Origin of the sequence: Acinetobacter sp. ANC 4169 (genome assembly GCF_002135355.1) — a bacterium.
Taxonomy (GTDB): Bacteria; Pseudomonadota; Gammaproteobacteria; order Pseudomonadales; family Moraxellaceae; genus Acinetobacter.
This window is the reverse complement of record NZ_NEGE01000009.1, coordinates 105,073-127,988: the sequence shown is the minus strand read 5'-3', so window position 1 is coordinate 127,988 and position 22,916 is coordinate 105,073. Positions and strand designations below refer to the sequence as shown.

The 22,916-nt window shown below is 41.4% G+C and carries 19 protein-coding genes; 12 read left to right on the top strand and 7 right to left on the bottom strand.

Annotated elements, in window-relative coordinates; genetic code table 11:
• Positions 1-96: 96 nt before the first annotated feature.
• Positions 97-1,479: an adenosylhomocysteinase gene (gene ahcY, locus B9T26_RS08660; protein ID WP_086199304.1), complete on the bottom strand. Its 1,383-nt coding sequence runs from the start codon at positions 1,477-1,479 to the stop codon at positions 97-99.
• A 223-nt stretch (positions 1,480-1,702) separates the two neighbouring features.
• Here ahcY and B9T26_RS08655 point away from each other — a divergent pair, with 223 nt between their 5' ends.
• Positions 1,703-2,227 (top strand): cysteine peptidase family C39 domain-containing protein, encoded by a 525-nt coding sequence (locus B9T26_RS08655; protein WP_086199303.1) that lies wholly within the window; start codon positions 1,703-1,705, stop codon positions 2,225-2,227.
• Between the two features lie 373 nt (positions 2,228-2,600).
• Here the strand turns inward: B9T26_RS08655 and B9T26_RS08650 are convergent, their stop codons facing one another.
• From B9T26_RS08650 to radA, 3 genes are all read right to left on the bottom strand, one after another.
• Complete coding sequence (locus tag B9T26_RS08650) at positions 2,601-3,116, bottom strand: tetratricopeptide repeat protein (RefSeq protein ID WP_086199302.1); 516 nt, start codon at positions 3,114-3,116, stop codon at positions 2,601-2,603.
• Positions 3,117-3,254: 138 nt separating this feature from the next.
• The gene (locus B9T26_RS08645) at positions 3,255-4,235 is read right to left on the bottom strand and encodes a Tim44 domain-containing protein (protein WP_086199301.1); all 981 of its coding nucleotides are present in this window, start codon (positions 4,233-4,235) and stop codon (positions 3,255-3,257) included.
• Between the two features lie 115 nt (positions 4,236-4,350).
• Positions 4,351-5,742 (bottom strand): DNA repair protein RadA, encoded by a 1,392-nt coding sequence (radA, locus tag B9T26_RS08640; RefSeq protein WP_086199300.1) that lies wholly within the window; start codon positions 5,740-5,742, stop codon positions 4,351-4,353.
• A 283-nt stretch (positions 5,743-6,025) separates the two neighbouring features.
• Between radA and B9T26_RS08635 the strand changes: the two genes are divergently transcribed.
• From B9T26_RS08635 to B9T26_RS08610, 6 genes are all read left to right on the top strand, one after another.
• Entirely contained in the window at positions 6,026-7,429 is a 1,404-nt protein-coding gene (locus B9T26_RS08635; protein ID WP_086199299.1) for an amino acid permease, read from the top strand.
• A 134-nt stretch (positions 7,430-7,563) separates the two neighbouring features.
• A complete protein-coding gene (lptM, locus tag B9T26_RS08630; RefSeq protein ID WP_086199298.1) occupies positions 7,564-7,785 on the top strand; it encodes an LPS translocon maturation chaperone LptM in 222 nt (73 codons plus the stop codon).
• Between the two features lie 38 nt (positions 7,786-7,823).
• The gene (gene lysA, locus B9T26_RS08625) at positions 7,824-9,068 is read left to right on the top strand and encodes a diaminopimelate decarboxylase (RefSeq protein ID WP_086199297.1); all 1,245 of its coding nucleotides are present in this window, start codon (positions 7,824-7,826) and stop codon (positions 9,066-9,068) included.
• Positions 9,069-9,082: 14 nt separating this feature from the next.
• On the top strand, positions 9,083-9,928 hold the full coding sequence (dapF, locus tag B9T26_RS08620) for a diaminopimelate epimerase (protein ID WP_086199296.1): 846 nt from the start codon (positions 9,083-9,085) through the stop codon (positions 9,926-9,928).
• A 256-nt stretch (positions 9,929-10,184) separates the two neighbouring features.
• Entirely contained in the window at positions 10,185-11,078 is an 894-nt protein-coding gene (gene xerA, locus B9T26_RS08615) for a site-specific tyrosine recombinase/integron integrase (RefSeq protein WP_171262968.1), read from the top strand.
• Positions 11,079-11,339: 261 nt separating this feature from the next.
• Positions 11,340-11,726 carry a hypothetical protein gene (locus tag B9T26_RS08610; protein WP_227518790.1) on the top strand — a complete coding sequence of 129 codons (387 nt, stop codon included), beginning with the start codon at positions 11,340-11,342 and terminating at the stop codon, positions 11,724-11,726.
• Between the two features lie 193 nt (positions 11,727-11,919).
• Here B9T26_RS08610 and B9T26_RS08605 read toward each other — a convergent pair whose 3' ends face one another.
• The gene (locus B9T26_RS08605) at positions 11,920-12,414 is read right to left on the bottom strand and encodes an Lrp/AsnC family transcriptional regulator (RefSeq protein WP_086199295.1); all 495 of its coding nucleotides are present in this window, start codon (positions 12,412-12,414) and stop codon (positions 11,920-11,922) included.
• 113 nt (positions 12,415-12,527) lie between these two features.
• Here B9T26_RS08605 and B9T26_RS08600 point away from each other — a divergent pair, with 113 nt between their 5' ends.
• From B9T26_RS08600 to gyrA, 4 genes are all read left to right on the top strand, one after another.
• The gene (locus tag B9T26_RS08600) at positions 12,528-13,133 is read left to right on the top strand and encodes a LysE family translocator (protein WP_086199294.1); all 606 of its coding nucleotides are present in this window, start codon (positions 12,528-12,530) and stop codon (positions 13,131-13,133) included.
• Positions 13,134-13,634: 501 nt separating this feature from the next.
• A complete protein-coding gene (locus tag B9T26_RS08595) occupies positions 13,635-14,387 on the top strand; it encodes an electron transfer flavoprotein subunit beta/FixA family protein (protein ID WP_086199293.1) in 753 nt (250 codons plus the stop codon).
• 17 nt (positions 14,388-14,404) lie between these two features.
• The gene (locus B9T26_RS08590; protein ID WP_086199292.1) at positions 14,405-15,337 is read left to right on the top strand and encodes an electron transfer flavoprotein subunit alpha/FixB family protein; all 933 of its coding nucleotides are present in this window, start codon (positions 14,405-14,407) and stop codon (positions 15,335-15,337) included.
• A 576-nt stretch (positions 15,338-15,913) separates the two neighbouring features.
• Positions 15,914-18,925, top strand: a complete 3,012-nt coding sequence (gene gyrA, locus B9T26_RS08585) for a DNA gyrase subunit A (RefSeq protein WP_086199291.1) — start codon at positions 15,914-15,916, stop codon at positions 18,923-18,925.
• 54 nt (positions 18,926-18,979) lie between these two features.
• Here the strand turns inward: gyrA and B9T26_RS08580 are convergent, their stop codons facing one another.
• On the bottom strand, positions 18,980-20,146 hold the full coding sequence (locus B9T26_RS08580) for a type I restriction endonuclease (protein WP_086199290.1): 1,167 nt from the start codon (positions 20,144-20,146) through the stop codon (positions 18,980-18,982).
• Positions 20,147-20,321: 175 nt separating this feature from the next.
• Positions 20,322-21,617 carry a glutamate/aspartate:proton symporter GltP gene (gltP, locus tag B9T26_RS08575; RefSeq protein ID WP_086199289.1) on the bottom strand — a complete coding sequence of 432 codons (1,296 nt, stop codon included), beginning with the start codon at positions 21,615-21,617 and terminating at the stop codon, positions 20,322-20,324.
• A gap of 345 nt (positions 21,618-21,962) precedes the next feature.
• Between gltP and B9T26_RS08570 the strand changes: the two genes are divergently transcribed.
• Entirely contained in the window at positions 21,963-22,910 is a 948-nt protein-coding gene (locus B9T26_RS08570; RefSeq protein WP_143223010.1) for an IS30 family transposase, read from the top strand.
• Positions 22,911-22,916 lie beyond the last annotated feature (6 nt).

Here is a 22,916-nt window from a genome sequence, read left to right as displayed (position 1 = left end):
TAAGTCTAATTTATTCAAGTGATGTTTTTAAAACCTCATCAAGAATAATTTAGTTGATCACCCTCTCCCTATGGGAGAGGGATGGGGTGAGGGCAATTAGTATTTATAAGACTCAGATTTAAAAGGACCTTCAACAGCAACGCCTAAGTAGTCAGCTTGTTCTTGAGTCAAGGTAGTCAATACACCACCGAAACCAGCAACCATTGCAGCAGCAACTTCTTCATCCAATTTCTTAGGAAGAAGTTCTACACGAATCGCAGCTTGTTTTTGGTCTTCAGGAAGATCAGCAAATTTTTCGGCGAACAAGTGCATTTGAGCCAATACCTGGTTAGCAAATGAACCGTCCATTACACGTGAAGGGTGACCAGTCGCATTACCCAGGTTCACCAAACGACCTTCAGAAAGAAGGATCAGGTAATCGTTTTCGTTTTCTGTACGATACACTTGGTGTACTTGAGGTTTAACTTCAACCCATTTGTAACCACGTAAGTAGTTGGTATCGATTTCAGTGTCGAAGTGACCGATGTTACACACCACTGCGCCAGCTTTTAATGTATCAAGCATTGCAGCGTCACATACGTGGTAGTTACCAGTCGTGGTTACGATCAGGTCAGTATTTTGTAGAAGATCAACATTTACATCTTCTTTTTTACCAGTTTGTACGCCATTTTTGTATGGAGATACAACTTCGTAACCGTCCATGCAGGCTTGCATTGCACAGATTGGATCGATTTCAGATACACGTACAATCATGCCTTCTTGACGAAGTGATTGAGCAGAACCTTTACCTACGTCACCATAACCGATCACAAGCGCACGACGGCCAGATAAAAGCATATCTGTACCACGTTTGATCGCATCGTTGAGTGAGTGACGGCAACCGTATTTGTTGTCGTTTTTAGATTTAGTAACTGAATCGTTTACGTTGATTGCAGGAACTTTAAGTGAACCGTCTTTCCACATTTCTAGAAGACGAGCTACACCTGTAGTCGTTTCTTCAGTAATACCGTGAATTTTAGCAATCAATTCTGGATATTTTTCGTGAACAACAGCAGTCAAGTCGCCGCCATCATCCAGAATCATGTTGGCATCCCAAGGTTTGCCATTGACATTGATTTGCTGTTCAAGACACCACATGTATTCTTCTTCAGTTTCGCCTTTCCAAGCAAATACTGGAACACCAGATGCGGCAATTGCAGCAGCAGCATGGTCTTGAGTAGAGAAGATGTTACATGAAGTCCAACGTACTTCTGCACCTAATTCAACCAGAGTTTCAATAAGAACTGCAGTTTGAATGGTCATGTGGATACAGCCGAGAATTTTCGCGCCTGCAAGTGGTTTTGCTGCCGAGTAGCGTTTACGCAAACCGATCAGGGCTGGCATTTCAGCTTCAGCTAGTTTGATTTCTTTACGGCCGTAATCAGCAAGTGAAATATCGGCAACTTTATAATCTGTAAATGAAGCAGTAACCGCGTTCATCAGGATCTCCTAGGAAAAAATAGATTGGATCGTTCTGTTCGCGGATGCCGTTTTTGGTTCAAAAGAGTATTTAAACCGATCGTCGAGCCTGGCTATCTTACATTTATATGCCTGTAAGAAAGTCGCAGCATCCCTCGACTAGCGGAGTATTGTACTTGGAAATTGATTTTGTTCCAATCGCAAATTGTTTAATATCAACGCAATCATATTTTGGATGAAAATTATGGCTTTAGAAATGCCTGAAGAATTAGCCAATCTAGAAGCAAATGGCGGTATTTTTGCGGTATGGATGCTGTTGCAGCATTTAGGCATCGATGCTGATATTCAGCAACTTGTAGATGTATGTGGGTATGATTCGGAAAATGGCACGACCACTATAGGCTTAGCTGTAGCACTGAAAAAGTTTGGTTTTAATGTTCAGTTTTATACCGATCATGACCCTGATCTTCAAGAGAGTGAAAAAATCAGTTATCAAGAAGCAGAGCAACTAGGTCTACCTATTCTGCCTGCGTTAAATTATCAGCAAATCCAGCATGCATTTGATCAAAATAAATTTGTGATTGTCTATTACGATACCTTAGAGAATGTAGGTAATCACTCACTTGTTTACGATCTAAATGCGGATGAAATCTGTTTCTTTGACAGTTTTGAGGCTATGCCTGCTTTAGTTTTTGAGCAGCAGCGTCAAGTAGAGGGGATTTGTCGACAAGTGATTGTTGTTGAAGTAAATGATGATAGCCAGAGTTAATATTTAAAAACTGTATAAAACAAAAGCCCATCATTGGATTAATGCTGATCAGTTAAGGAGTTTCGAAATAGACTCTTTAGCTTTTTAGCAGTTTACGACGGAGTCTTACCGTTTTAAATCAAAGTCTTGCAGCTCATTTGTTACTTTGGTTTCGCCCAAAGTAACCAAAGGCATATGTCATCCGCAAAACTCGTCAGCCACTATCAACTAGTAAATTTATCGCAGAAACAATCATTTTTAAATGTAGTCCTGCCTCAAACAGTTGCGGATGACTTTTCCACATATCAACTACAGTCATGAATTTAAAAAAGAAAATACCTGTCAATTTCTTAACTGACTGGCATTACATCATTTGATGGGCTTTTTAATCTAATTATTTTTCAGTAGATTGGGCTTTTTCAGACCAGTAATCCGCTTTTTCTTCGTCTACTTCGACACCCAAACCGTGTTCATAGATGCAAGCTAGATCACGCATGGCTTGAGTATCGCCCCATTCAGCAGCCTGTTTGACTAAAGACACAGATTTGGCGACGTCTTTTTCAATTACATCACCACGACGGAAATAACCCGCTAACTCTAAAGTCGCAGCAGGGTGTTTTTGCATATTGGCTTTACTCAGCCAGTAATAACCCAATTCAAAATGTGCTTTGGATTCTTCAGGGTCTTCTTCTGCCAGGTCTTTGGCATAAACGGTATAACCTTCACCCAACCAGTACATCGCTTCAACATGGCCATTTTCAGCGGCTTTCAGTGCCCATTCTTCAGCAAGGATAATGTCATCATCATGCTCGCTTTGCATATATAGCTCGGCCAGTTCAAATTGCGCTTTGGCATTTCCTGTAATGGCTAAATTCATCAGCGAGGCAGGGGGAGAAATTCGGTTAGACATACATGTATCCAAAAACTTTTGCTATAGCCTAAAAGGAATGAAATAAAAAAGCCAATCCGAAGATTGGCTTTTACAGTATTGCAGCTAAAAACACCCACTCATGTCAGTGTATTTAGCAGAGCAGTATTTAACAAAGGATTAGCTTTCTTGCTGAATGCCTGCAACCAACCAGTCTTGAGTAGAACCAGCAGGTTTGGTGAAATGCCAAACTTCTGCAAAAGGTTGCGGCAAGCTGTTTAAGTCTTCGCTTACTGTACCGGTGAAACGTACGCTTACCACATATTGACCATTTTCAGTTGCAGAATCTGTAACCATGGCATTCAGGTTAGAGAATTCAGCAACATCCTGGTCTTGGTTCGCCATAATGTCGTTATACATCGACTGATAAAGATCAGGCGTTAAATAACGTTGAATTTCAGCAATGTTGCTTGCTGTATTCATGGACTGAATATGGTTAAAGCGCTGACGGGCAACACGCAAAAATGCAGCAGGTTCAGTACCGTCTGGCAACTGGTTGCCGCTTTGTGTTGAAGCAGCACCAAAAGGCGCTTGAGTTGCTGCACCTGCAGCACCACCTACTGTTTGACCAAAAATATTGCTGTTGTCATTTGAAGTACGTGGTGCTGCATTTTGCTGACCAAACGGTGCTGTGTTGCCAGCATTGTTTGGTGCATACGGATTGTTAGCGGCTAGTTTTTTTTTTGCTCCGAATTTACGGAACAAGAAGAAAGCGACTGCTGCTGCCAGAAGAATCCAGATCCAGCTTGGAAGTCCGCCTTTTTCTTCTTGCTGCTGTTGTGCTGTCGCATCAGCACTACTTGCAGCAGGTTTGTCATCCGCCATTGCATTGGCTGCAACTGCACCAATCGCAGCACCAGCAACACCAGCAGCAACCATACCACCTACACCCGGACCTGATTTTTGTGGGGCTGTAGCAGGAGCAACAGGTTGTTGGGCAGGAGCAGCTTGACGTGGTTGTTGGTAAGATTGGCTTGGAGCAGCAGAACGACTCATGCCATGGCTTTTACCGCCACCCGCACGTTTCGCTTCAGCCATTGGTGCAACCACCATAGCTGCCATTAAAATACCGGCCATCAAACTACGCTGTCGAACTTCCATTGAGTCTTCCTAATAAATAAAAATGAAATTATAGCCCTATAGTTATGCAGGCATTTACAGCGAATTTCAATAACAAAGTGGTAATTTTTTTACATGACTTTTCATGTGTTTAAGCTTAAGCCAATTCTTCGCTTAGATTCATGGCTTCGGTTAAAGCTTCATGCAAGCGTGCTACTGAAATGATCTGTACATTCGGGATTGGTTTTTGTGGCGCATTGCCACGCGGTAAAATAATGTATTTAAAACCGTGCTTAATGGCTTCTTTTAAGCGCTCCTGACCATTCGGCACCGGACGGATTTCACCCGATAAGCCAACTTCGCCAAATACTGCCAGTTGTTGTGGTAAGGCCTTGCCGCGCAAGCTTGAAGCGCAGGCCAGCAATACAGCAAGGTCAGAACCGGTTTCAGTAATTTTTAGACCACCAACCACATTGACATAAACATCCTGTCCGGAGGTTTGCACGCCACCATGACGGTGCATGACTGCCAGTAGCATATTTAAACGGTTTTGTTCCAAACCCAGTGCGACACGACGCGGTTGTCCATGAGCATCATCCACCAGCGCTTGAACTTCCACTAGAAGTGGCCGGGTTCCTTCGCGGCTAATCATCACAATAGAACCGGGAATGGCTTCATCATAACGGCTCAAGAAAATGGCAGACGGATTGGCGACTTCACGCAAGCCTTTATCGGTCATGCCAAATACGCCCAGTTCGTTGACGGCTCCAAAACGGTTTTTCACCGCACGAATCATGCGATAACGCGAGTCGGACTGACCTTCAAAATACAGTACACAGTCGACCATATGTTCCAGCACCCGAGGGCCCGCCAGTGCGCCTTCTTTGGTCACATGGCCGACCAAGAACAGGGCAGTCCCACTATTTTTGGCAAAACGGGTCAGCAAGGCTGCGGATTCACGAATTTGAGAAACACCACCCGGAGCAGATTGCAGGGTTTCGGTATACAGCGTCTGGATGGAATCCAGAATGGCAACTGCAGGACGTTCTTGTGCAAGCACCTCGCAGATTCGTTCCACACAGGTTTCTGCCATGACTTTCAGGTGTTCAGTCGGCAGTTCTAAACGGTGCGCACGTAACGCAACCTGCGACAACGATTCCTCACCGGTCACATAGAGTGCAGAACTTTGTGCATCTGCCATATGGGTTGCGGTTTGTAGAAGAATAGTAGATTTACCGATTCCGGGATCACCGCCAATCAGTACGACAGAACCCGTGACCAGGCCACCGCCCAGTACGCGGTCAAATTCACCAATCCCTGTGGCCAAACGTGTTTCATGTGAAACAGAAACTTTATTCAGGGTGGTAATGTTTGCCGCCTGACCGGCATAGCCGCCGCCCATTTTCGGTTGTGCACGGTGGCTCACTGCAGGTTCAAGGCGAACTTCGGTCAGACTATTCCATTCACCACAATCTGTACATTGACCTGCCCATTTTGGATGATCCGTTCCACATTGTTCACAGCGGTAAACAGTTTTGACCTTACTCATAAAATATAAATCTTGTGAAAGCTAAAAGAGTATTTGTGAATGTAGCAATAGCCGTTCAGAAACACAATTTTTTGTATGTTCTATCGCCAAATCAAAATTTGGCACGTAAACTGCCAATTCATGGAAAGTTTAATAAAGGAAATAAAAAGGACCTAAAGTGTATGAAAAATAATCTAAAGCGCCATTAGGCTTGAAAAATATTAAATAATCGCTCAAAAAACTTTTTTTATTTTTTTTGTTTTGGGCTACTTTTAACACATTAAATTTAGAGACGAAAATAACAATGTCAAATGAAAACCTAAGTTCATCCGTTGAAGACGGTGAACTTAAACGAAGTTTATCCAATAGACATCTGCAACTCATCGCCATTGGCGGTGCAATTGGTACCGGGTTGTTCATGGGTTCGGGCAAAACCATCAGTTTGGCTGGTCCATCAATTCTGATCATTTATATGATTATTGGTTTTATGGTTTTTTTGGTCATGCGTGCGCTTGGCGAACTGTTACTGTCTAACCTGAAATACAAGTCTTTTATTGATTTTGCGACAGATTTAATTGGTCCGTGGGCGGGCTATTTTGTCGGCTGGACCTATTGGCTGTGCTGGATCACCATTGGTATTGCCGACCTTTCAGCCATTATTTATTACCTGCAATTCTTTAATGGAGGGCTGCCGTTTACGCCTGGCGAAGGGGTAATGATCAGTGTTGCGGCCATTGTCTTTATCATGGGGCTGAATCTGGTTACGGTTAAATTATTCGGTGAACTGGAGTTCTGGTTTGCTTTAATCAAAATTATTGCCATTGTGGTACTGATTGCTGTCGGTTTATGGATGATCTTTACCGGATTCACTTCAACCGCAGGTGAAGTAGCGTCATTTACTCATCTTTGGTCACATGACGGTATTTTCCCAACGGGAGTAACCGGCTTCCTGGCAGGCTTCCAGATTGCGATCTTCGCCTTTGTTGGGGTAGAGCTGGTCGGTACAACTGCAGCTGAAACCAAAGATCCAGAGCGCAACTTGCCTAAAGCGGTCAACTCGATTCCGATTCGTATCATTATTTTCTATGTGTTGGCACTGATCATTGTCATGTCGGTAACACCATGGAATAAAATTGATCCTAGCATCAGTCCGTTTGTAAACCTGTTTAGCCAGGCCGGTATTGCGGCAGCAGCCATCATCATGAATTTGGTAGTGTTATCTTCGGTGATGTCATCCATGAACAGTGGGGTATTCTCAACCAGCCGTATGTTGTTTGGTTTGTCACGTGAAGAGCAGGGTCCTAAAGCTTTTGGACATTTGAATAAACGTGCTGTTCCTGCGAATGCCTTATATTTCTCTGCGATTTGTTTATTGCTAGGTGCTGCACTACAGTACTTCGTACCGAATACGGTTGAAGCTTTTACTCTTGCAACAACGCTATCTACTATTTTGTTTATCTGTGTATGGCTGATGATCATCTGGAGCTATATCGTGTATTACAAAACACGTCCAGAATTACATGCAAAATCAACCTTTAAACTGCCAGGTGGATTGTTTACCTGTTGGGTGGTCATTATCTTCTTTATTGGCATGATCTTTGTGTTGTCTTTGGAAGCCGATACCATGAAAGCGCTGATGGTCAGTCCAATCTGGTTCATTATTTTGATTATTGGCTATTTTGGTTTCTACAAACCAAAACATAAATAATCCCTGCAAATGATTAAAACGCCGGTTTCAAACTGGCATTTTTTTTTATCTCACTATAATCTCTAGCGTTTAGTGCTTTGGTCAGGTCACATGATCAGGTTATACTTCTTCGAAAATATGAAATAGGTGGTCAGATGCGTCTTGTCATTTGCTGCATCAGTGTATTGGCAACAGGTTTTGCTTTAGTCGGTTGTGGTCAATCGGGTGCTTTACAGCTACCTGGCGATCAAAACTATGACAAACGTGCAAAATATTTGTTATATCCCAATGTAGATTCAAAACAGCAATCTTCGAATAAGCAAGAAGCAGCTCCGGTAGCACAAGAGCTTCCCGCTTCATCTGCTGAAACGAATTAATTTTCAATATCTAAACGCGTCATCGAAAGGATACATTCATGAGTTTTACCCGCATCAATGGGGTTTTGCACGCCGAGCAATGTTCTCTACAACAGCTTGCGCAGCAATTTGGCACGCCACTTTATGTTTATTCAAAAGCAACTTTTGAAAAGCATTATTTAGATATGGATCGTGCATTTAGCTTTATCGATCATCAAATTTGTTTTGCGGTAAAGTCTAACTCTAACCTTGCGGTGTTGAATGTATTGGCCAAGCGTGGCGCGGGCTTCGATATTGTCACAGGCGGTGAGCTTGCCCGTGTGCTGAAAGCAGGCGGCGATGCGTCTAAAATTGTATTCTCGGGCTTGGGTAAATCTGAAGCGGATATCCAAAAAGCGCTTGAAGTGGGTATTGCCTGCTTCAATGTCGAGTCTTATGCAGAGCTGGACCGTATTCAAAAAGTTGCGGCAAATTTAGGTAAAAAAGCCCCGATTTCTTTACGTGTCAATCCGGATGTCGATGCCAAAACCCATCCCTATATTTCTACCGGTTTAAAAGAAAACAAATTCGGTATTCCTTCCGATACTGTATTTGAAACCTATCAATATGCAGCATCATTGCCGAATTTGGATGTAGTCGGGATTGACTGTCACATCGGTTCACAATTGACTGAAACCCAGCCATTTGTTGATGCACTTGATCGTGTGATTGTGATGATCGACAAGTTAAAAGAGATGGGCATCACTCTCAAACATATCGATATTGGTGGTGGTTTGGGTGTGACTTATAAAGATGAAGTTCCACCGACTGTTGAAGAATATGCCAATGCACTAAAACCAGCTTTAGAAAAACTTGGTCTGAAAGTGTATATGGAACCGGGTCGCAGTATTTCTGCCAATGCCGGTGTATTGCTGACTAAAGTCGATTTGCTCAAACCGACCAATCACCGTAATTTTGCCATTATTGATGCCGCAATGAACGACCTGATTCGTCCAGCTTTATATGAAGCCTGGATGGATATTCAGGAAGTGACCCCACGTAGCGATGTTGAAGCGAAAGAGTGGGACGTAGTGGGTGCGATTTGCGAAACGGGCGATTTCTTGGGTAAAGAACGTCAGTTGGCACTAAAAGAAAATGATGTACTTGCCGTATTGGGTGCTGGTGCTTACGGTTTTGTGATGAGCTCGAACTACAACAGCCGTGGTCGTGCTGCTGAAGTGATGGTGGATGGCGATCAGGCACATTTGATTCGTGAGCGTGAAAGCGTTGAATCTTTGTGGGAACGCGAGCGATTATTGCCATAATGGAGAACTCTGAGATGTTTTTAGAATTTACCAAAATGCATGGTCTGGGCAATGACTTTATGGTGGTTGACCTGATTAGCCAGCGTGCCTACCTAGATACTGTCACCATTCAGCGTCTGGCAGACCGCCACTTTGGCATCGGTTTCGACCAGTTGCTGATTGTTGAGCCGCCAGATTTACCCAATGTCGATTTTAAATATCGTATCTTCAATGCTGACGGTTCCGAAGTGGAGCAATGCGGTAATGGCGTGCGCTGTTTTGCACGTTTTGTGCATGAACGTCAGTTGACCACAAAAACCAAAATTAAAGTACAAACCAAAGCCGGTATTGTGGAACCTGAGTTAGGTCAAAATGGCTGGGTGCGGGTGAATATGGGTTATCCAAAATTCTTGCCGAACCAGATTCCATTCCTTGCGGATGCGCCTGAAAACCTATACAGCCTGGCTTTGGCTAATGATGAAAGCATTATCATTGATGTGGTGAATATGGGTAATCCGCATGCAGTCACCATTGTGCCCGATGTGCTCACGGCAGATGTCTCCGGTATAGGCCCGCAAGTGGAATCGCATGAGCGTTTCCCGCAACGTGTTAATGCCGGCTTTATGCAAATTATTGATGAAAAGCATGCACGTTTGCGTGTGTTTGAGCGTGGCGTGGGTGAAACCCTGGCTTGTGGTACAGGTGCTTGTGCTGCAGCAGTATCCGGTATGCGCCGTGGTTTGCTGGCCAACTCGGTCGAGATTGAACTGGCTGGTGGCAAACTGCAAATTGAATGGAAAGAGGGTGATGTGGTCTGGATGACCGGTCCAACGGCTAATGTTTATCAGGGCCGTATCGATTTGAGTTATTTCCAGCAGTAAAACTCATATTATGAACAAAAAAGCACTGTCATAATGATGGTGCTTTTTTATTTTTGCTGTCTTGATTGTGTCTATCACAATGAAGCAGATAGAATGCAAAGATCAATTCATATTTTGGTGATGCGGTGTTGATCAATAGCCGCTGTGAAAGCTGCAGTGTGTGATACCACGGATATCAATCATAGCCATTAATAAACTAGGGAAAAACGTGATGAATCCGGATATGCAGCAACGTTCTCCTCACGATTTATTGGTCATGTGGTTAAAAGAACGAGAAATTCAAAATCAGTCTAAACATACTTTACTGGCTTATGAACGTGATGTTTCCGATTTTTTAAATTTTTGTGAGAACAAAAAACTGAAAATGGCCAATATCGAAACCACAGATTTACGTGAATATTTGGCTTATAAAGTTGAACAGCAACAGCTCAGTTCCAGTAGTTTGCAGCGGATGTTATCGTCCATACGCCAGTTTATGAAATGGGCCGAGCAGGGCCAGTATCTGGCGTTTAATCCTGCCGATGATTTTCAGTTAAAACGTATTCCCAGACCGCTTCCGGGGATGGTCGACATTGAAACCGTGAACCAGATTCTGGATCAGCCAGCCCCTGAAAAACCGATAGAACAACAAATGTGGTTACGCGATAAAGCCATTTTGGAGCTGTTGTACTCCAGTGGTTTGCGTTTGGCTGAAGTGCAGGGGCTGCGGATTAAAGATATCGATTTTAATCGCCAGCTGTTACGTATTACCGGTAAGGGGAATAAAACCCGGGTGGTGCCTTTTGGTAGCAAAGCTCGAGATGCAGTAATGCAATGGCTGCAAATCTATCCATTATGGCAGGGTGATTTTATACCGGATGCGCAGGTTTTTATTACTCAAAAGGGCAATCCGCTGGGGGCGCGGCAAATTGAAAATCGGGTGAAACTGCAAGCCCTGCGGGCTGGGGTAAATGTTGATTTGCATCCGCATTTGTTGCGCCATTGCTTTGCAAGTCATATGTTGTCAAACAGCCGGGATTTGCGCGCGGTTCAAGAAATGTTGGGGCATAGTAATTTAACCACCACGCAAATTTATACTCATGTCGATTTTGACCATTTGGCACAGGTCTATGATCAGGCACATCCGCGAGCGCAACTGAAAAAGTCGTAACAATATTAAAATTTGAATCAATCTGGCCTGGACTTTGCTTAATTATTTTAGCGTCAGTTAATGAGGTTTAATCAAAGTTAAATAAGCATATGTAAAAATATCGGTTCATAAAGATGACATTTTGAACTATTGTCGGATAATAAAAAGTCAATTTATAAGGTATAAGAATCACGTATAACCATACAGTGAATCGCATGAATAATGTATAGAGATGAAATTATTTATGGTTCCACTGCTGGTCGGTTAAATTTGGAAAGGAAAATGATAGGCGAAACAATGATTTCAGATATTTTAGAGAAGTATGACCAGTTAACGGCTGCGCAAAAAGAAATTTTTGCAGGTTATGGACTTCGTCAAGTTAAACATTTTGTAGAAATAAGTTTGCCTAATATTGAACCGGTTTTACCTGCAAATACGCATGTACAAGGGATTAATGCAGAAGGTAAGGTGCAGGCCATTAATCATGTGAGCCAACAAACCTATTTGTGGATTTCAGACCTGCAATGGCAGGAGCGTCCAATTGCGACCTCAAATGTAGACTTAAAAGAAGACTTTTTAGCAGTCTGGAAAATATTTAATCTTCAAGCTTATGATTTAATTGATTTAAGCCATATTCATCGTGACTTTTTGCAGAGTCAGCCTGTATAAGCAGCCTTTTTAGCTTACAGGTTTGATCAAGGGCTACTTGATTCCATGCGACATCATTCATGTAGCCCTGAGGTTTTAACTCGAGCAATAGCAAGTTGAAGCAGATTCTTGCAGCTTTACTTCAATATTTAATGCTATCAATCCGTGATTTATTTGCACAATCATTTTAAAAATATTAAAAAACAAGATATCTCTAAAGGTCATCGAGCGGTAATTGAAAACTCTGTTTAATAATTTGACTGGGTAAATCCGTTTTTACACTGGTAATGCCGTTTTTCTTGGTCAGATGCGCCGACTGAAATTTACGGTAACTTTCCAGATCCGGAACCACCACTTTTAACATCGCATCACATTCCCCCAAAATAATATAGCACTCCATAACCTGAGGAAGTTCCTTCATGGCTTCAATGAAGCTATCAATGGTTTCTGCATCCTGTCCAGTTAACCAGATTCGTGAAAACAAAATCAGCTGCAAGCCAATTTTTTGCGGATCCACGACGGTGGTGTAATTCTGAATTACGCCTGCTTCTTCGAGCAGTTTCACCCGACGCAGACAGGAAGAAGGCGAGAGTCCAATTTCACGGGCCAGATCGTTATTTTGCATCCGGCCATTGTTTTGCAAAGCCTGAATGATATTTTTATCAATACGGTCCAGCTTTACTGAAACAGATTTAGAAGATAGTTTCATAAATTAGAATATAATTCGAAAAATAATCATAATTATAGAATATTTGAAATCCTATTTTGTACTATTTATTCGATACTAATTTTCACTTTCAAGACATGGAAAGGGAAAAGGAAATGTCTGTATTTGCACTGTTCGCCTTAACGGTTATCCCGCTTATTTTCACCCCTGGACCAGATATGCTGTTTATCTTGTCACAAGTGATGGGTAAAGATGCAAAAGCAGGCATGATGGCCACAGTCGGAGTATGTTTGGGTTATCTGGTGCATTCCATTTTAGTGGCACTCGGTATTGCCGCCATTATTGTATCTTTCCCGCTATTGTTTGAAACCATTCGCTGGCTGGGGATTGCCTATTTACTGTATTTGGCTTTTAGTCTGATCAAGTCGGTGTTTAGTCAAAATAAATTAACCATCGAGAAAAAATCATCTTCCAACCCGATCAAAAAAGGTTTCTTTACTGCGTTATTAAACCCCAAAGGCATGCTGATCTATTTTGCAATTTTGCCGCAGTTTATTGATAAAGCCAGGGATACGGTGAGCCAAGGGTTAATTTTGTCTTTTATTTTTATTGGGCTGATCTTTGTGGTGTATTGCGGCTTGAGTGTGCTGTTTGCCAAAATTACCCAAAAAACCCATATAGATGAACGTAAACAAAAGTGGATTGATGGCGGTTCAGGTGGCTTGTTAATGCTGGCTGCAACCTGGCTGATCATTAATTAATAGCTCTAAAAAAGCATGTTGTAAGGACATGCTTTTTTATTGAACACTGGATTTTTAAATTAAAATTAATTTGTTACACCTTTAACTTAAAAAAGCGATCGATTTTAGTGCGGTTTGGCCGAAAAAATGAGCGGAATCTATCTTAAATGACAATTTATTGCTGAGATGCTTCTAGACTCGACGCATGTTAGATGAGTTAGATGTTAATCGAAAATAAGTATTAAATCAGAACTTTTGATGAAGTTAATCAGATAAAAACATAATAAAAATCAATGCTTAAAAAATAAATAAATATTTAGGAATTTCATCTTAATAAAGACATGAGGGAAAAATATGAACGCCAAGTTCAAGGAAAATTACGCATTTTTACTGCTCTTTCGATAATTGTGACTTGACCGAAATGCCGTACACATTGCAAGATAGGGCACCTAAAAAAATTTAAGTGAAGAGTTATTATAACTTTTCTCAACATTTACATTTGCTAAAACAGCCGAGGATTACATGAAGGCTCTTGTTGCTGTAAAACGTGTGGTTGATGCCAACGTTAAAGTTCGCGTTAAACCGGACAATAGTGGGGTTGACCTTACTAACGTTAAAATGTCAATTAACCCATTCTGTGAAATCGCAGTGGAAGAAGCGGTTCGCTTAAAAGAAAAAGGAACTGTTTCAGAAATCGTTGTTGTTTCTATTGGCCCTAAAGAAGCTCAAGAACAAATTCGTTCTGCTATGGCACTTGGCGCTGACCGCGGTATCTTGGTTGAAGCTGACGAAAGCCAACTAGGTGCTTTGGAAGTTGCTAAAATCCTGAAAGGTGTTGTTGACGCTGAACAACCACAATTAATCCTTCTTGGTAAACAAGCTATTGATGACGACTCTAACCAGGTGGGTCAGATGCTTGGCGCTCTACTTGGCGCAGGTCAAGGTACATTCGCTTCTGAAGTGAAAGTTGACGGCGACAAAGTACAAGTGACTCGTGAAATCGACGGTGGTTTACAAACTGTTGAGCTTGCACTTCCTGCAATCATCACGACTGACTTACGTTTGAACGAGCCTCGTTATGCTGCTCTTCCAAACATCATGAAAGCGCGTAAAAAACCGCTTGATACTAAGTCTCCTGCTGACTTCGGCGTGAATCCTGCAACTAAGCTTAAAACAGTTAAAGTTGAAGCTCCTGCTGAACGTAAAGCTGGCGTACAAGTGAAATCTGTAGATGAGCTTGTTGAAAAACTTAAAAACGAAGCGAAAGTGATCTAATACAGAAGGATAAAATCATGAGTATTTTAGTTATCGCTGAGCACGACAACAAAGCACTTAATGGTGCAACTTTAAACGTTGTTGCTGCAGCTCAAAAAATTGGTGGTGATATCACTGTATTAGTTGCTGGTTCTGGCGCTCAGGCAGTTGCTGACCAAGCGGCTAAAGTTGCGGGTGTAAGCAAAGTATTGCTTGCTGACGATGCTGCTTATGCAAACCAATTGGCTGAAAACGTGGCTAAATTAGTTGCTGAATTGGGTAAAGGTTATACACATATCCTTGCTGCTTCTACAACGAATGGTAAAAACGTGCTTCCACGTGCTGCTGCACTGTTAGACGTAAGCATGATCACTGACATCATTGCTGTTGAAAGCCCTAAAACTTTCAAACGTCCAATCTATGCAGGTAACGCAATTGCAACTGTAGAATCTGGTGAGTCTATCGTTGTTGCGACTGTTCGTGGTACTGCATTTGACGCTGTTGCTGCTGAGGGTGGTTCTGCTGCTGTTGAAGCTGCTGCTTCTACTGGTGACGCTGGTATCTCTAAATTCGTTTCAGAAGAAATTGTTAAATCTGAACGTCCAGAATTAACAGCTGCACGCATCGTAGTTTCTGGTGGTCGTGGTGTGGGTTCAGGTGAAAACTATCACACTGTACTTGATCCATTGGCAGACAAACTTGGCGCTGCACAAGGTGCTTCACGTGCTGCAGTTGACGCTGGCTTCGTTCCTAACGACATGCAAGTGGGTCAAACTGGTAAAATCGTTGCGCCTGACCTATACATCGCTGTAGGTATTTCTGGTGCGATCCAGCATTTGGCGGGTATGAAAGAATCTAAAGTGATCGTTGCGATCAACAAAGATGAAGAAGCGCCAATCAATGCAGTTGCTGACTATTGGTTAGTTGGTGATTTGAACACTGTAGTTCCAGAATTGGTTTCTAAAATCTAATTCAGCACTACATGCTTCAAAAAACGCTCTTGCGCAAGCAGTTAAAGCAACGCTTTACTGCTTTGCTCAGGAGCGTTTTTTTATGCCTGGATGGTTTGTAGCTCATCCATTTTCAGGGTGTAAATGTGGCCATTCCGACTCAAGAGATAGCATTTCAGGGGCAGCAAACGAATGTTCATCTTTTATGGTGGTACAAGGTGATTCAGGTTTAATGCATTTGGACAGAGCTATGGTGGGGTAGATTTAATCGATTTATATTTTTTTCAAGGCAAAAACCCAATTTTAACTGAATAAATAGCTTGAGAATTTAGGGTTAAAATTGACTATTGAATGCTAAATAAAATGAACTAAATCACATAAAATTCCGATAAATGAAAGTGCTGAAAAAATAAACGATAAATTATAGAAAATTAACAGGATTAACATGCGTGATATGGCACAAAAACCACAGAATTTATGCTATAATTTACGGCTGTATTTAGACTTTAACTCAGCTTATTTTGGGTTAATTTTTTGCTAGATTGATTATATAAAACGAACAGTTTTAGCAACAGCTGTTTGTAATAAGGAGTATGCATGAGCGTATCGGAAATCCGACCGATTGCCATTGAGGATGAACTCAAAAGCTCATATCTCGACTATGCCATGAGCGTTATTGTTTCTCGTGCATTACCTGACGTGAGAGATGGCTTAAAGCCTGTTCATCGTCGTGTGCTTTTCGCTATGCACGAATTGGGCAACGACTACAATAAAGCATACAAAAAGTCAGCCCGTGTAGTCGGTGACGTGATCGGTAAATATCACCCGCATGGTGACTCTGCTGTTTATGAGACCATTGTTCGTATGGCGCAAGACTTTAGCTTGCGTTATCAATTGGTGGATGGTCAAGGTAACTTCGGTTCTGTCGATGGTGATAGCGCAGCAGCAATGCGTTATACCGAAGTCCGTATGCGTAAGCTCACCCATGAACTTTTGGCTGATCTGGAAAAAGACACAGTCGAGTGGGAAGACAACTACGACGGTTCTGAACGAATTCCACAAGTCATGCCTACACGTGTTCCTAACTTGCTGATTAACGGTGTAACCGGTATTGCAGTCGGTATGGCAACCAATATGGCACCGCATAACATGACTGAAGTTGTGAATGCGTGTCTGGCTTATGCAAATAATCCCAATATCAGCATTGAAGGGTTGATGGAGCACATCTCTGGTCCAGATTTCCCTACCGGCGGTATTATTTATGGTAAATCCGGCATTGTAGATGCTTACCGTACCGGTAAAGGCCGTCTGCATATCCGTGGTAAATACCATATTGAAGAAGATCAGAAATCTGGCCGTAGCACCATCGTATTTACTGAAATTCCTTATCAGGTCAACAAGGCAAAAACCATTGAACGTATTGCCGAGTTGGTGAAAGAGAAAAAACTGGAAGGTATTTCTGAACTTCGTGATGAGTCTGACAAAGACGGCATGCGTATTGCAATTGACCTGAAGCGTGGCGAAAACGCTGAAGTGATTGTCAATAACCTGTTCCTGAATACCCAATTAGAGAATTCATTCAGCATCAACATGGTCTGCCTGGACAATGGCCAGCCGAAGTTGATGAACCTGAAAGACATCATTGCTGCCTTCATTCGTCACCGTCAAGAAGTGGTGACACGTCGTACCATGTTCGAACTGCGCAAAGCGCGTGAACGTGGTCATATCTTGGAAGGTTTGACGGTTGCACTTGCCAACATTGATGCGATTATTGAAACCATCAAGACATCTGCGAACCCAGGTGAAGCGCGTGAGCGTTTACAGGCAGGTGAGTGGGCTGCGGGTGGCGTAGTTGCGTTGTTGGAGAAAGCAGGTTCAGTTTCTGTACGTCCAGACGAGATTGAAGGTGAAGATCCAAGTCGTCCATTCGGTTTAAATGGCAATATTTACCGTTTATCTCCGGCACAGGTCGGTGCAATTCTTGAATTGCGTTTACACCGCTTAACCGGTCTTGAACAAGACAAGTTACATGCTGAATATTCTGAAATCTTGGGTCAAATTGCTGAACTTACTGCAATTTTAAATGACTTCAATTTGTTGATGAATGTTATTCGTGAAGAGTTAGCCTTGATTCTGCAACAGTATGGCGATGCACGTCGTACCGCAATTGTTGAATCACGTATCGACTTCTCGCGTGAAGATTTGATTCCAGAAGAACAAGTTGTATTAACCGTTTCTAAAACAGGCTATGCGAAAACCCAGCCACTTTCTGACTACGCTGCACAGCGTCGTGGTGGTCGTGGTAAGTCTGCAACTTCGATGAAAGAAGATGATTATATCCAGCATCTGATTGTGACATCGAACCACGCAACGGTTCTATGCTTCACCGATGTCGGTAAAGTATATCGTCTGAAAGTATTTGAAGTACCGCAAGCATCGCGTGGTGCCAAAGGTCGCCCAATGGTGAACCTGTTGCCGCTTGACGCAAACGAAACCATTACAGCGATTCTTCCGGTCATTGATGCACCGAAGAAATTTAAAGATCGTCTGGTTGATTTCAAGGCATTTGTGAAAGCCAATGCTGCGAAACTTCAAGAAAATGAAATTATCAATTCACATTATGTTGAACTGGAAGCAGCGCTTGCTGAACTGGAAGATGGTGCAGATGACCTGTCGGACGCATTACGTATTCAGTTGAAACAGCTTGGTTTAGAGTTGTCGAGCACTGATCTGGATGATGACATCATCAATGACTTTGCACAGCAAGCTGAAGCGGTACGCAAAAACTTCTATGTATTTATGGCGACTGAGTACGGTACGATTAAACGTGTAGAGCTTGAACAGTTCTCGAATGTGCGTTCAAACGGTTTACGTGCGATTGAATTGAATGGCGACGATACCTTGATTGGTGTGGCAATTACCGATGGCGAACAGCAAATCATGTTGTTCTCGAACGAAGGTAAAGCGATTCGCTTCGCAGAAACTGATGTCCGTTCAATGGGTCGTTCAGCGAAAGGTGTACGCGGTATGCGTGTCACCATCGGTGCAGCAGCACAACTGGAAGAAAACGACGAAGCTGATGTAGAGACTGATGATGAAGATGGTTCAGATTCAGCATTGATCAGCCGTATCGTTTCGTTGGTGGTTGTACCGGAAACTGGCGAAGTGTTATGTGCATGTGCCAACGGTTACGGTAAACGTACCCCGGTGGGCGAATTCCCAACCAAAAAACGTGGTGGTAAAGGTGTGATTGCAATTAAAACATCTGAACGTAACGGTGAATTGGTCGGTGCAGTCTCCATTGATGAAAGCAAAGAGCTGATGTTGATTTCTGATGGTGGTACGATGGTTCGTACCCGTGCTTCAGAAGTTGCTACCACAGGTCGTAATGCACAAGGTGTTCGCTTAATCCGTTTAGGTAACGAAGAGTTGCTTGTAGGCGTGGTTTCGGTTGAAGCTGTAGAAGAAGATGAGTTTATTGAAGCAGCAGAAGGCGAAGAAGTCGTTGCTTCTGAAGCTTTAATTGATTCTGAAACTTTGGTGGATGATGAAACCATTGCTGACGAAGCTGATAGTGAATCGGATTTAAGAGATTCTGACGCAGAATAAGTTTTTGTAGAAAGAAAAAGAGCGCTTAGGCGCTCTTTTTTTATGACTTTAAAATTAAGAAGCAGCATTTCTTTTAAAATTATCATCATTACTACAGTAATCCAGACAATCTTTGAGGATGCCTACAGCTCTATAAATATGTTCTGGTTTATCTAAATAAACTTGTCCATTAGTTAATACTTCTAGTCCTGCACGTAATAACTCTAATTTCCGCTGATCATCAATATTTATATTAAATTGAATTGTAGGTCGTTTTCGATTTATATCGTATCTAAATAACCAACGATTGTTTTTGTTTTGGTATAAGACCGAATAATAGCTTTCTGTATCTCTGGTTGCTAAATCTGATTCAGGGAAAAGTTCACTTACTATACGAAAGAGTTCTTGCTCATCCTTTGTAGTAATAATTTTGTCGTTGTCAGAATTAACAATATCTTTAAATCCGTTATCGATGGGTTGTTCAGCATTTTGCTCTGGTTTTGGTTCAATTGTTTGAGCTGTAATAATCGTTGGAGATGATAACCCTTTTACAACTGTATCACTGATGGCTTGCTCTACAGCTTGCTTTACAAAGGGTTGAATCGTTTCTAAAAATTTAGTGTTTAATTGACGCTGAATATTTGCTTGCTGTGCGACATAACGAACAAAATCTAGATCAATTTCATTAATACTTTTTTTAATTACTGCTTTAAATTGTTGGATGTATTGATTTTCTTCTGCAAAGAAACGTAATTTTTCCACGTGGAAATTATCATGTTTAAATTCGGCTAACTGTACTAACTCTTCCGCTTTATGTTTCATAAAATCAACAGTTAGAAATGGTTTTTCATCCATGACATTAGGATTAATTAAATCAGTAAAAAAACGCCATTCTTTACCATTGGTAATTGCTCCAATGGTAACGCCTAAACTGCTATTAAAATAACGGGATAATTGCGGGGCATGATTGGTTAGATTTGCTACATACGGTTTTGCTTCAATAAACATCACAGGTTGCCCATTGCAATATAAAGCATAATCAACTCTTTCTGTTGATTTGACTCCCGGAAAGTCAGCAGCAAATTCTGCTAATACTTTGGTTGGATCGTAAGGACTAAAACCAAGAATATCTAAGAGCGGTAAAATTAATGCTTGTTTAGTTGTTTCCTCAGTAGAGCAGTGTTCCCCAACACGTTTAACATGTTCAATATGGCTTTGAAGCTTATTTATAAAATTTTCCATTTATCTTCCTTTTGTAGTTTATTTTTTGATTAATATTTAATCAGTATTATCTTTTTTGTTTTAGTTTTCAATTGAAAACTAAATATAAGGAAAATTTTTGGAACTTAACTTGGTTGGAATTCGTTTGATTCCTAATAAAAAAGGAAGCCGAAGCTTCCTTTTTTGATTTTATAGACTATGCAGCTTCTTTCATTTCAATTTGATAATCTTTTTGCTTTTCAGTATCAAATTTACCTTCCCATTTACTGATCACAAGAACAGCCAATGAGTTACCAATTACATTCAATACAGTACGTGCCATATCTAAAATACGGTCAATACCGGCAATAAATGCCAAGCCTTCAAGCGGAATACCTACACTGCCCAAGGTTGCTAACAATACAACGAAAGATACACCCGGAACGCCTGCAATACCTTTAGAGGTAATCATCAAGGTTAAAACCAGAATGATTTGCTGAGTAATGGTTAAATCAATACCGTAAAGCTGCGCAATAAAAATTGCTGCAATACTTTGATAAAGTGTCGAACCATCCAGATTAAATGAATAACCGATTGGAATCACAAAACTGGTAATAGATTTTGGTGCACCATAGGCTTCCATTTTTTCCATCAGGCGCGGTAATACTGTCTCGGAACTTGCAGTTGAATAAGACAGAATCAGCTCATCTTTTAGAATTTTAATAATTTCCCAAATACTGAAACCACAGAATTTAGCGACAAGTCCTAAAATAACAAAAATGAAGAAGAAAATAGCGCCGTAAACCAATAGAGCCAGTTTCACTAACGGAAGCAGTGAAGCAAAGCCAAAGTTCGCAACGGTAGCCGCAATCAAGCCGAATACACCGAATGGTGCAAAAAGCATGATCATGTGCGTCACTTTGAACATGGTTTCAGAAATCGCATGCAACACATCAATGAGCGGTTTCTTGGTTTCTTTAGCTAAAGAGCCTAAACCTACACCAAAAATCACCGAGAAGAAGATGATTGGTAGCATATGTCCATCAGTCAGTGATCCAAAAATATTGGAAGGGATCAAAGATAAAATGGTATTCACCAGACCATGAGAATGGCTACTCACTTCCTGTGTGGTTTGCTGATATTGAGAAATGTCAGTTTGCGTCAAACTCGACATATCAATACCGGCGCCCGGCTGGAACACATTGGCTGCAAATAGACCGACCAGAATGGCAACGGTGGTGATGACTTCAAAATAAACAATGGTTTTAAAACCGAGTTTACCCACATTTTGACCGTGACTTGCATTGGCAATACCCAAAATAAGCATTGAAACTACAAGCGGAATAACGATCATCTTGATCAAATTAATAAAGATTGCGCCCAAAGGACTCAGCAGATTATTAATCAGAGTTTCACGATATTCGGGAGAATAATGTAGAAAAGAGCCTACAAGCACACCTAAAATGAGCGCAATGACGATTTGCCAAGCAAGACTAATCCTAATCTTTTTCATGCTAAGCCCTTAAAATCAAATTTTTAATAAAAAAAGCTGCTATAACACTGTCGATATCACATCGGCATGTTACGGGGAGCGTGGGAATGAATCATATAAAAAATATTCATGAAATATGAACCGGGGGCTATTTTGCATCGATTAGTGTATTCAATCTAACTTTTTTCTTCACAATTGATTCAATTGGTTAAAAAAAATCCAGTTTTGGTTTAAATAACAATCAAATTGTAAAGTTTTATTTAATAACTTAGATTCTTAAATGAAGTGCAACAGAGATTAAATTCTTGGAAGGAAGTAAGATGAGTTAGCATTTTGCTTCCGACCGACCAAAGTCAAAGTTGCATCATGAACTATACTCATCTTACTCAAGACGAAAGATATCAGATATTTGCCTTATTACGTGAAGATTTTTCTATTCGTTATATTGCTTGGCGGTTGAATCGATCTCCTTCAACTATTTCTAGAGAAATCAGTCGGAATAAAGCAAGAAATGGATATTTCGCCAAACATGCAAACAAGCTTGCTCAAGCAAGGCATTGCCCAAATCCCAAAAGAATCCCTTCAGACATTTGGTCAATTGTGATTGGTTACCTTAATCTACAGTGGAGCCCCGAACAAATCGCTTCGCATGTAGCCGTGAGTTTGCATTCCATTTATAGATTTGTACGACAGGATAAAAGTAAAGAAGGTTTGCTTTTCCACAACTTACGTTTCAGAAATCAAAGGAAGCGAAAATACGGCTCCACTGAAACCCGTGGTCAGCTCTGTAACCGCAGAAGTATTCATGATAGACCGCTAGAGATTGAACATCGATCTCGGTTTGGTGACCTTGAAATTGATACGATTGTTGGTAAAAACCATCAGCAATCCTTGGTTTCAATTGTAGATCGGAAGACGGGTTATCTTTGGCTAAGAAAATGCAACACACGAAAGGCAGAAGAAGTATCCAAAGCAACAATCAGTTTGCTTTCCCCAGTCAAAGATCAACTAAAAACAATTACAGCGGATAATGGCAAAGAGTTCAGCCTACATGAGCATATTGCTCAGTCGTTGAATTTGGATTGGTATTTTGCGGATCCTTATAGTGCTTGGCAGAGGGGAACAAATGAAAATACCAATGGTTTAATCAGACAATATATTCGAAAAGGAAGTGACTTAAATGACTATACAGATGAATATATTGCAGAAATCACTCAACGTTTAAATCAACGTCCAAGAAAAAGACTCGGATTTAAAAGTCCGAGTCAGGTATTATGCCAACAACATGGTGTTGCACTTCAAATGCTAATCTAAGGTATA

Bases quoted from the DNA above. Each gene is read 5' to 3' on its own strand.
- ahcY (WP_086199304.1), bottom strand. From the start codon at position 1,479: ATGAACGCGGTTACTGCTTCATTTACAGATTATAAAGTTGCCGATATT.
- B9T26_RS08655 (WP_086199303.1), top strand. From the start codon at position 1,703: ATGGCTTTAGAAATGCCTGAAGAATTAGCCAATCTAGAAGCAAATGGC.
- B9T26_RS08650 (WP_086199302.1), bottom strand. From the start codon at position 3,116: ATGTCTAACCGAATTTCTCCCCCTGCCTCGCTGATGAATTTAGCCATT.
- B9T26_RS08645 (WP_086199301.1), bottom strand. From the start codon at position 4,235: ATGGAAGTTCGACAGCGTAGTTTGATGGCCGGTATTTTAATGGCAGCT.
- radA (WP_086199300.1), bottom strand. From the start codon at position 5,742: ATGAGTAAGGTCAAAACTGTTTACCGCTGTGAACAATGTGGAACGGAT.
- B9T26_RS08635 (WP_086199299.1), top strand. From the start codon at position 6,026: ATGTCAAATGAAAACCTAAGTTCATCCGTTGAAGACGGTGAACTTAAA.
- lptM (WP_086199298.1), top strand. From the start codon at position 7,564: ATGCGTCTTGTCATTTGCTGCATCAGTGTATTGGCAACAGGTTTTGCT.
- lysA (WP_086199297.1), top strand. From the start codon at position 7,824: ATGAGTTTTACCCGCATCAATGGGGTTTTGCACGCCGAGCAATGTTCT.
- dapF (WP_086199296.1), top strand. From the start codon at position 9,083: ATGTTTTTAGAATTTACCAAAATGCATGGTCTGGGCAATGACTTTATG.
- xerA (WP_171262968.1), top strand. From the start codon at position 10,185: ATGTGGTTAAAAGAACGAGAAATTCAAAATCAGTCTAAACATACTTTA.
- B9T26_RS08610 (WP_227518790.1), top strand. From the start codon at position 11,340: ATGATAGGCGAAACAATGATTTCAGATATTTTAGAGAAGTATGACCAG.
- B9T26_RS08605 (WP_086199295.1), bottom strand. From the start codon at position 12,414: ATGAAACTATCTTCTAAATCTGTTTCAGTAAAGCTGGACCGTATTGAT.
- B9T26_RS08600 (WP_086199294.1), top strand. From the start codon at position 12,528: ATGTCTGTATTTGCACTGTTCGCCTTAACGGTTATCCCGCTTATTTTC.
- B9T26_RS08595 (WP_086199293.1), top strand. From the start codon at position 13,635: ATGAAGGCTCTTGTTGCTGTAAAACGTGTGGTTGATGCCAACGTTAAA.
- B9T26_RS08590 (WP_086199292.1), top strand. From the start codon at position 14,405: ATGAGTATTTTAGTTATCGCTGAGCACGACAACAAAGCACTTAATGGT.
- gyrA (WP_086199291.1), top strand. From the start codon at position 15,914: ATGAGCGTATCGGAAATCCGACCGATTGCCATTGAGGATGAACTCAAA.
- B9T26_RS08580 (WP_086199290.1), bottom strand. From the start codon at position 20,146: ATGGAAAATTTTATAAATAAGCTTCAAAGCCATATTGAACATGTTAAA.
- gltP (WP_086199289.1), bottom strand. From the start codon at position 21,617: ATGAAAAAGATTAGGATTAGTCTTGCTTGGCAAATCGTCATTGCGCTC.
- B9T26_RS08570 (WP_143223010.1), top strand. From the start codon at position 21,963: ATGAACTATACTCATCTTACTCAAGACGAAAGATATCAGATATTTGCC.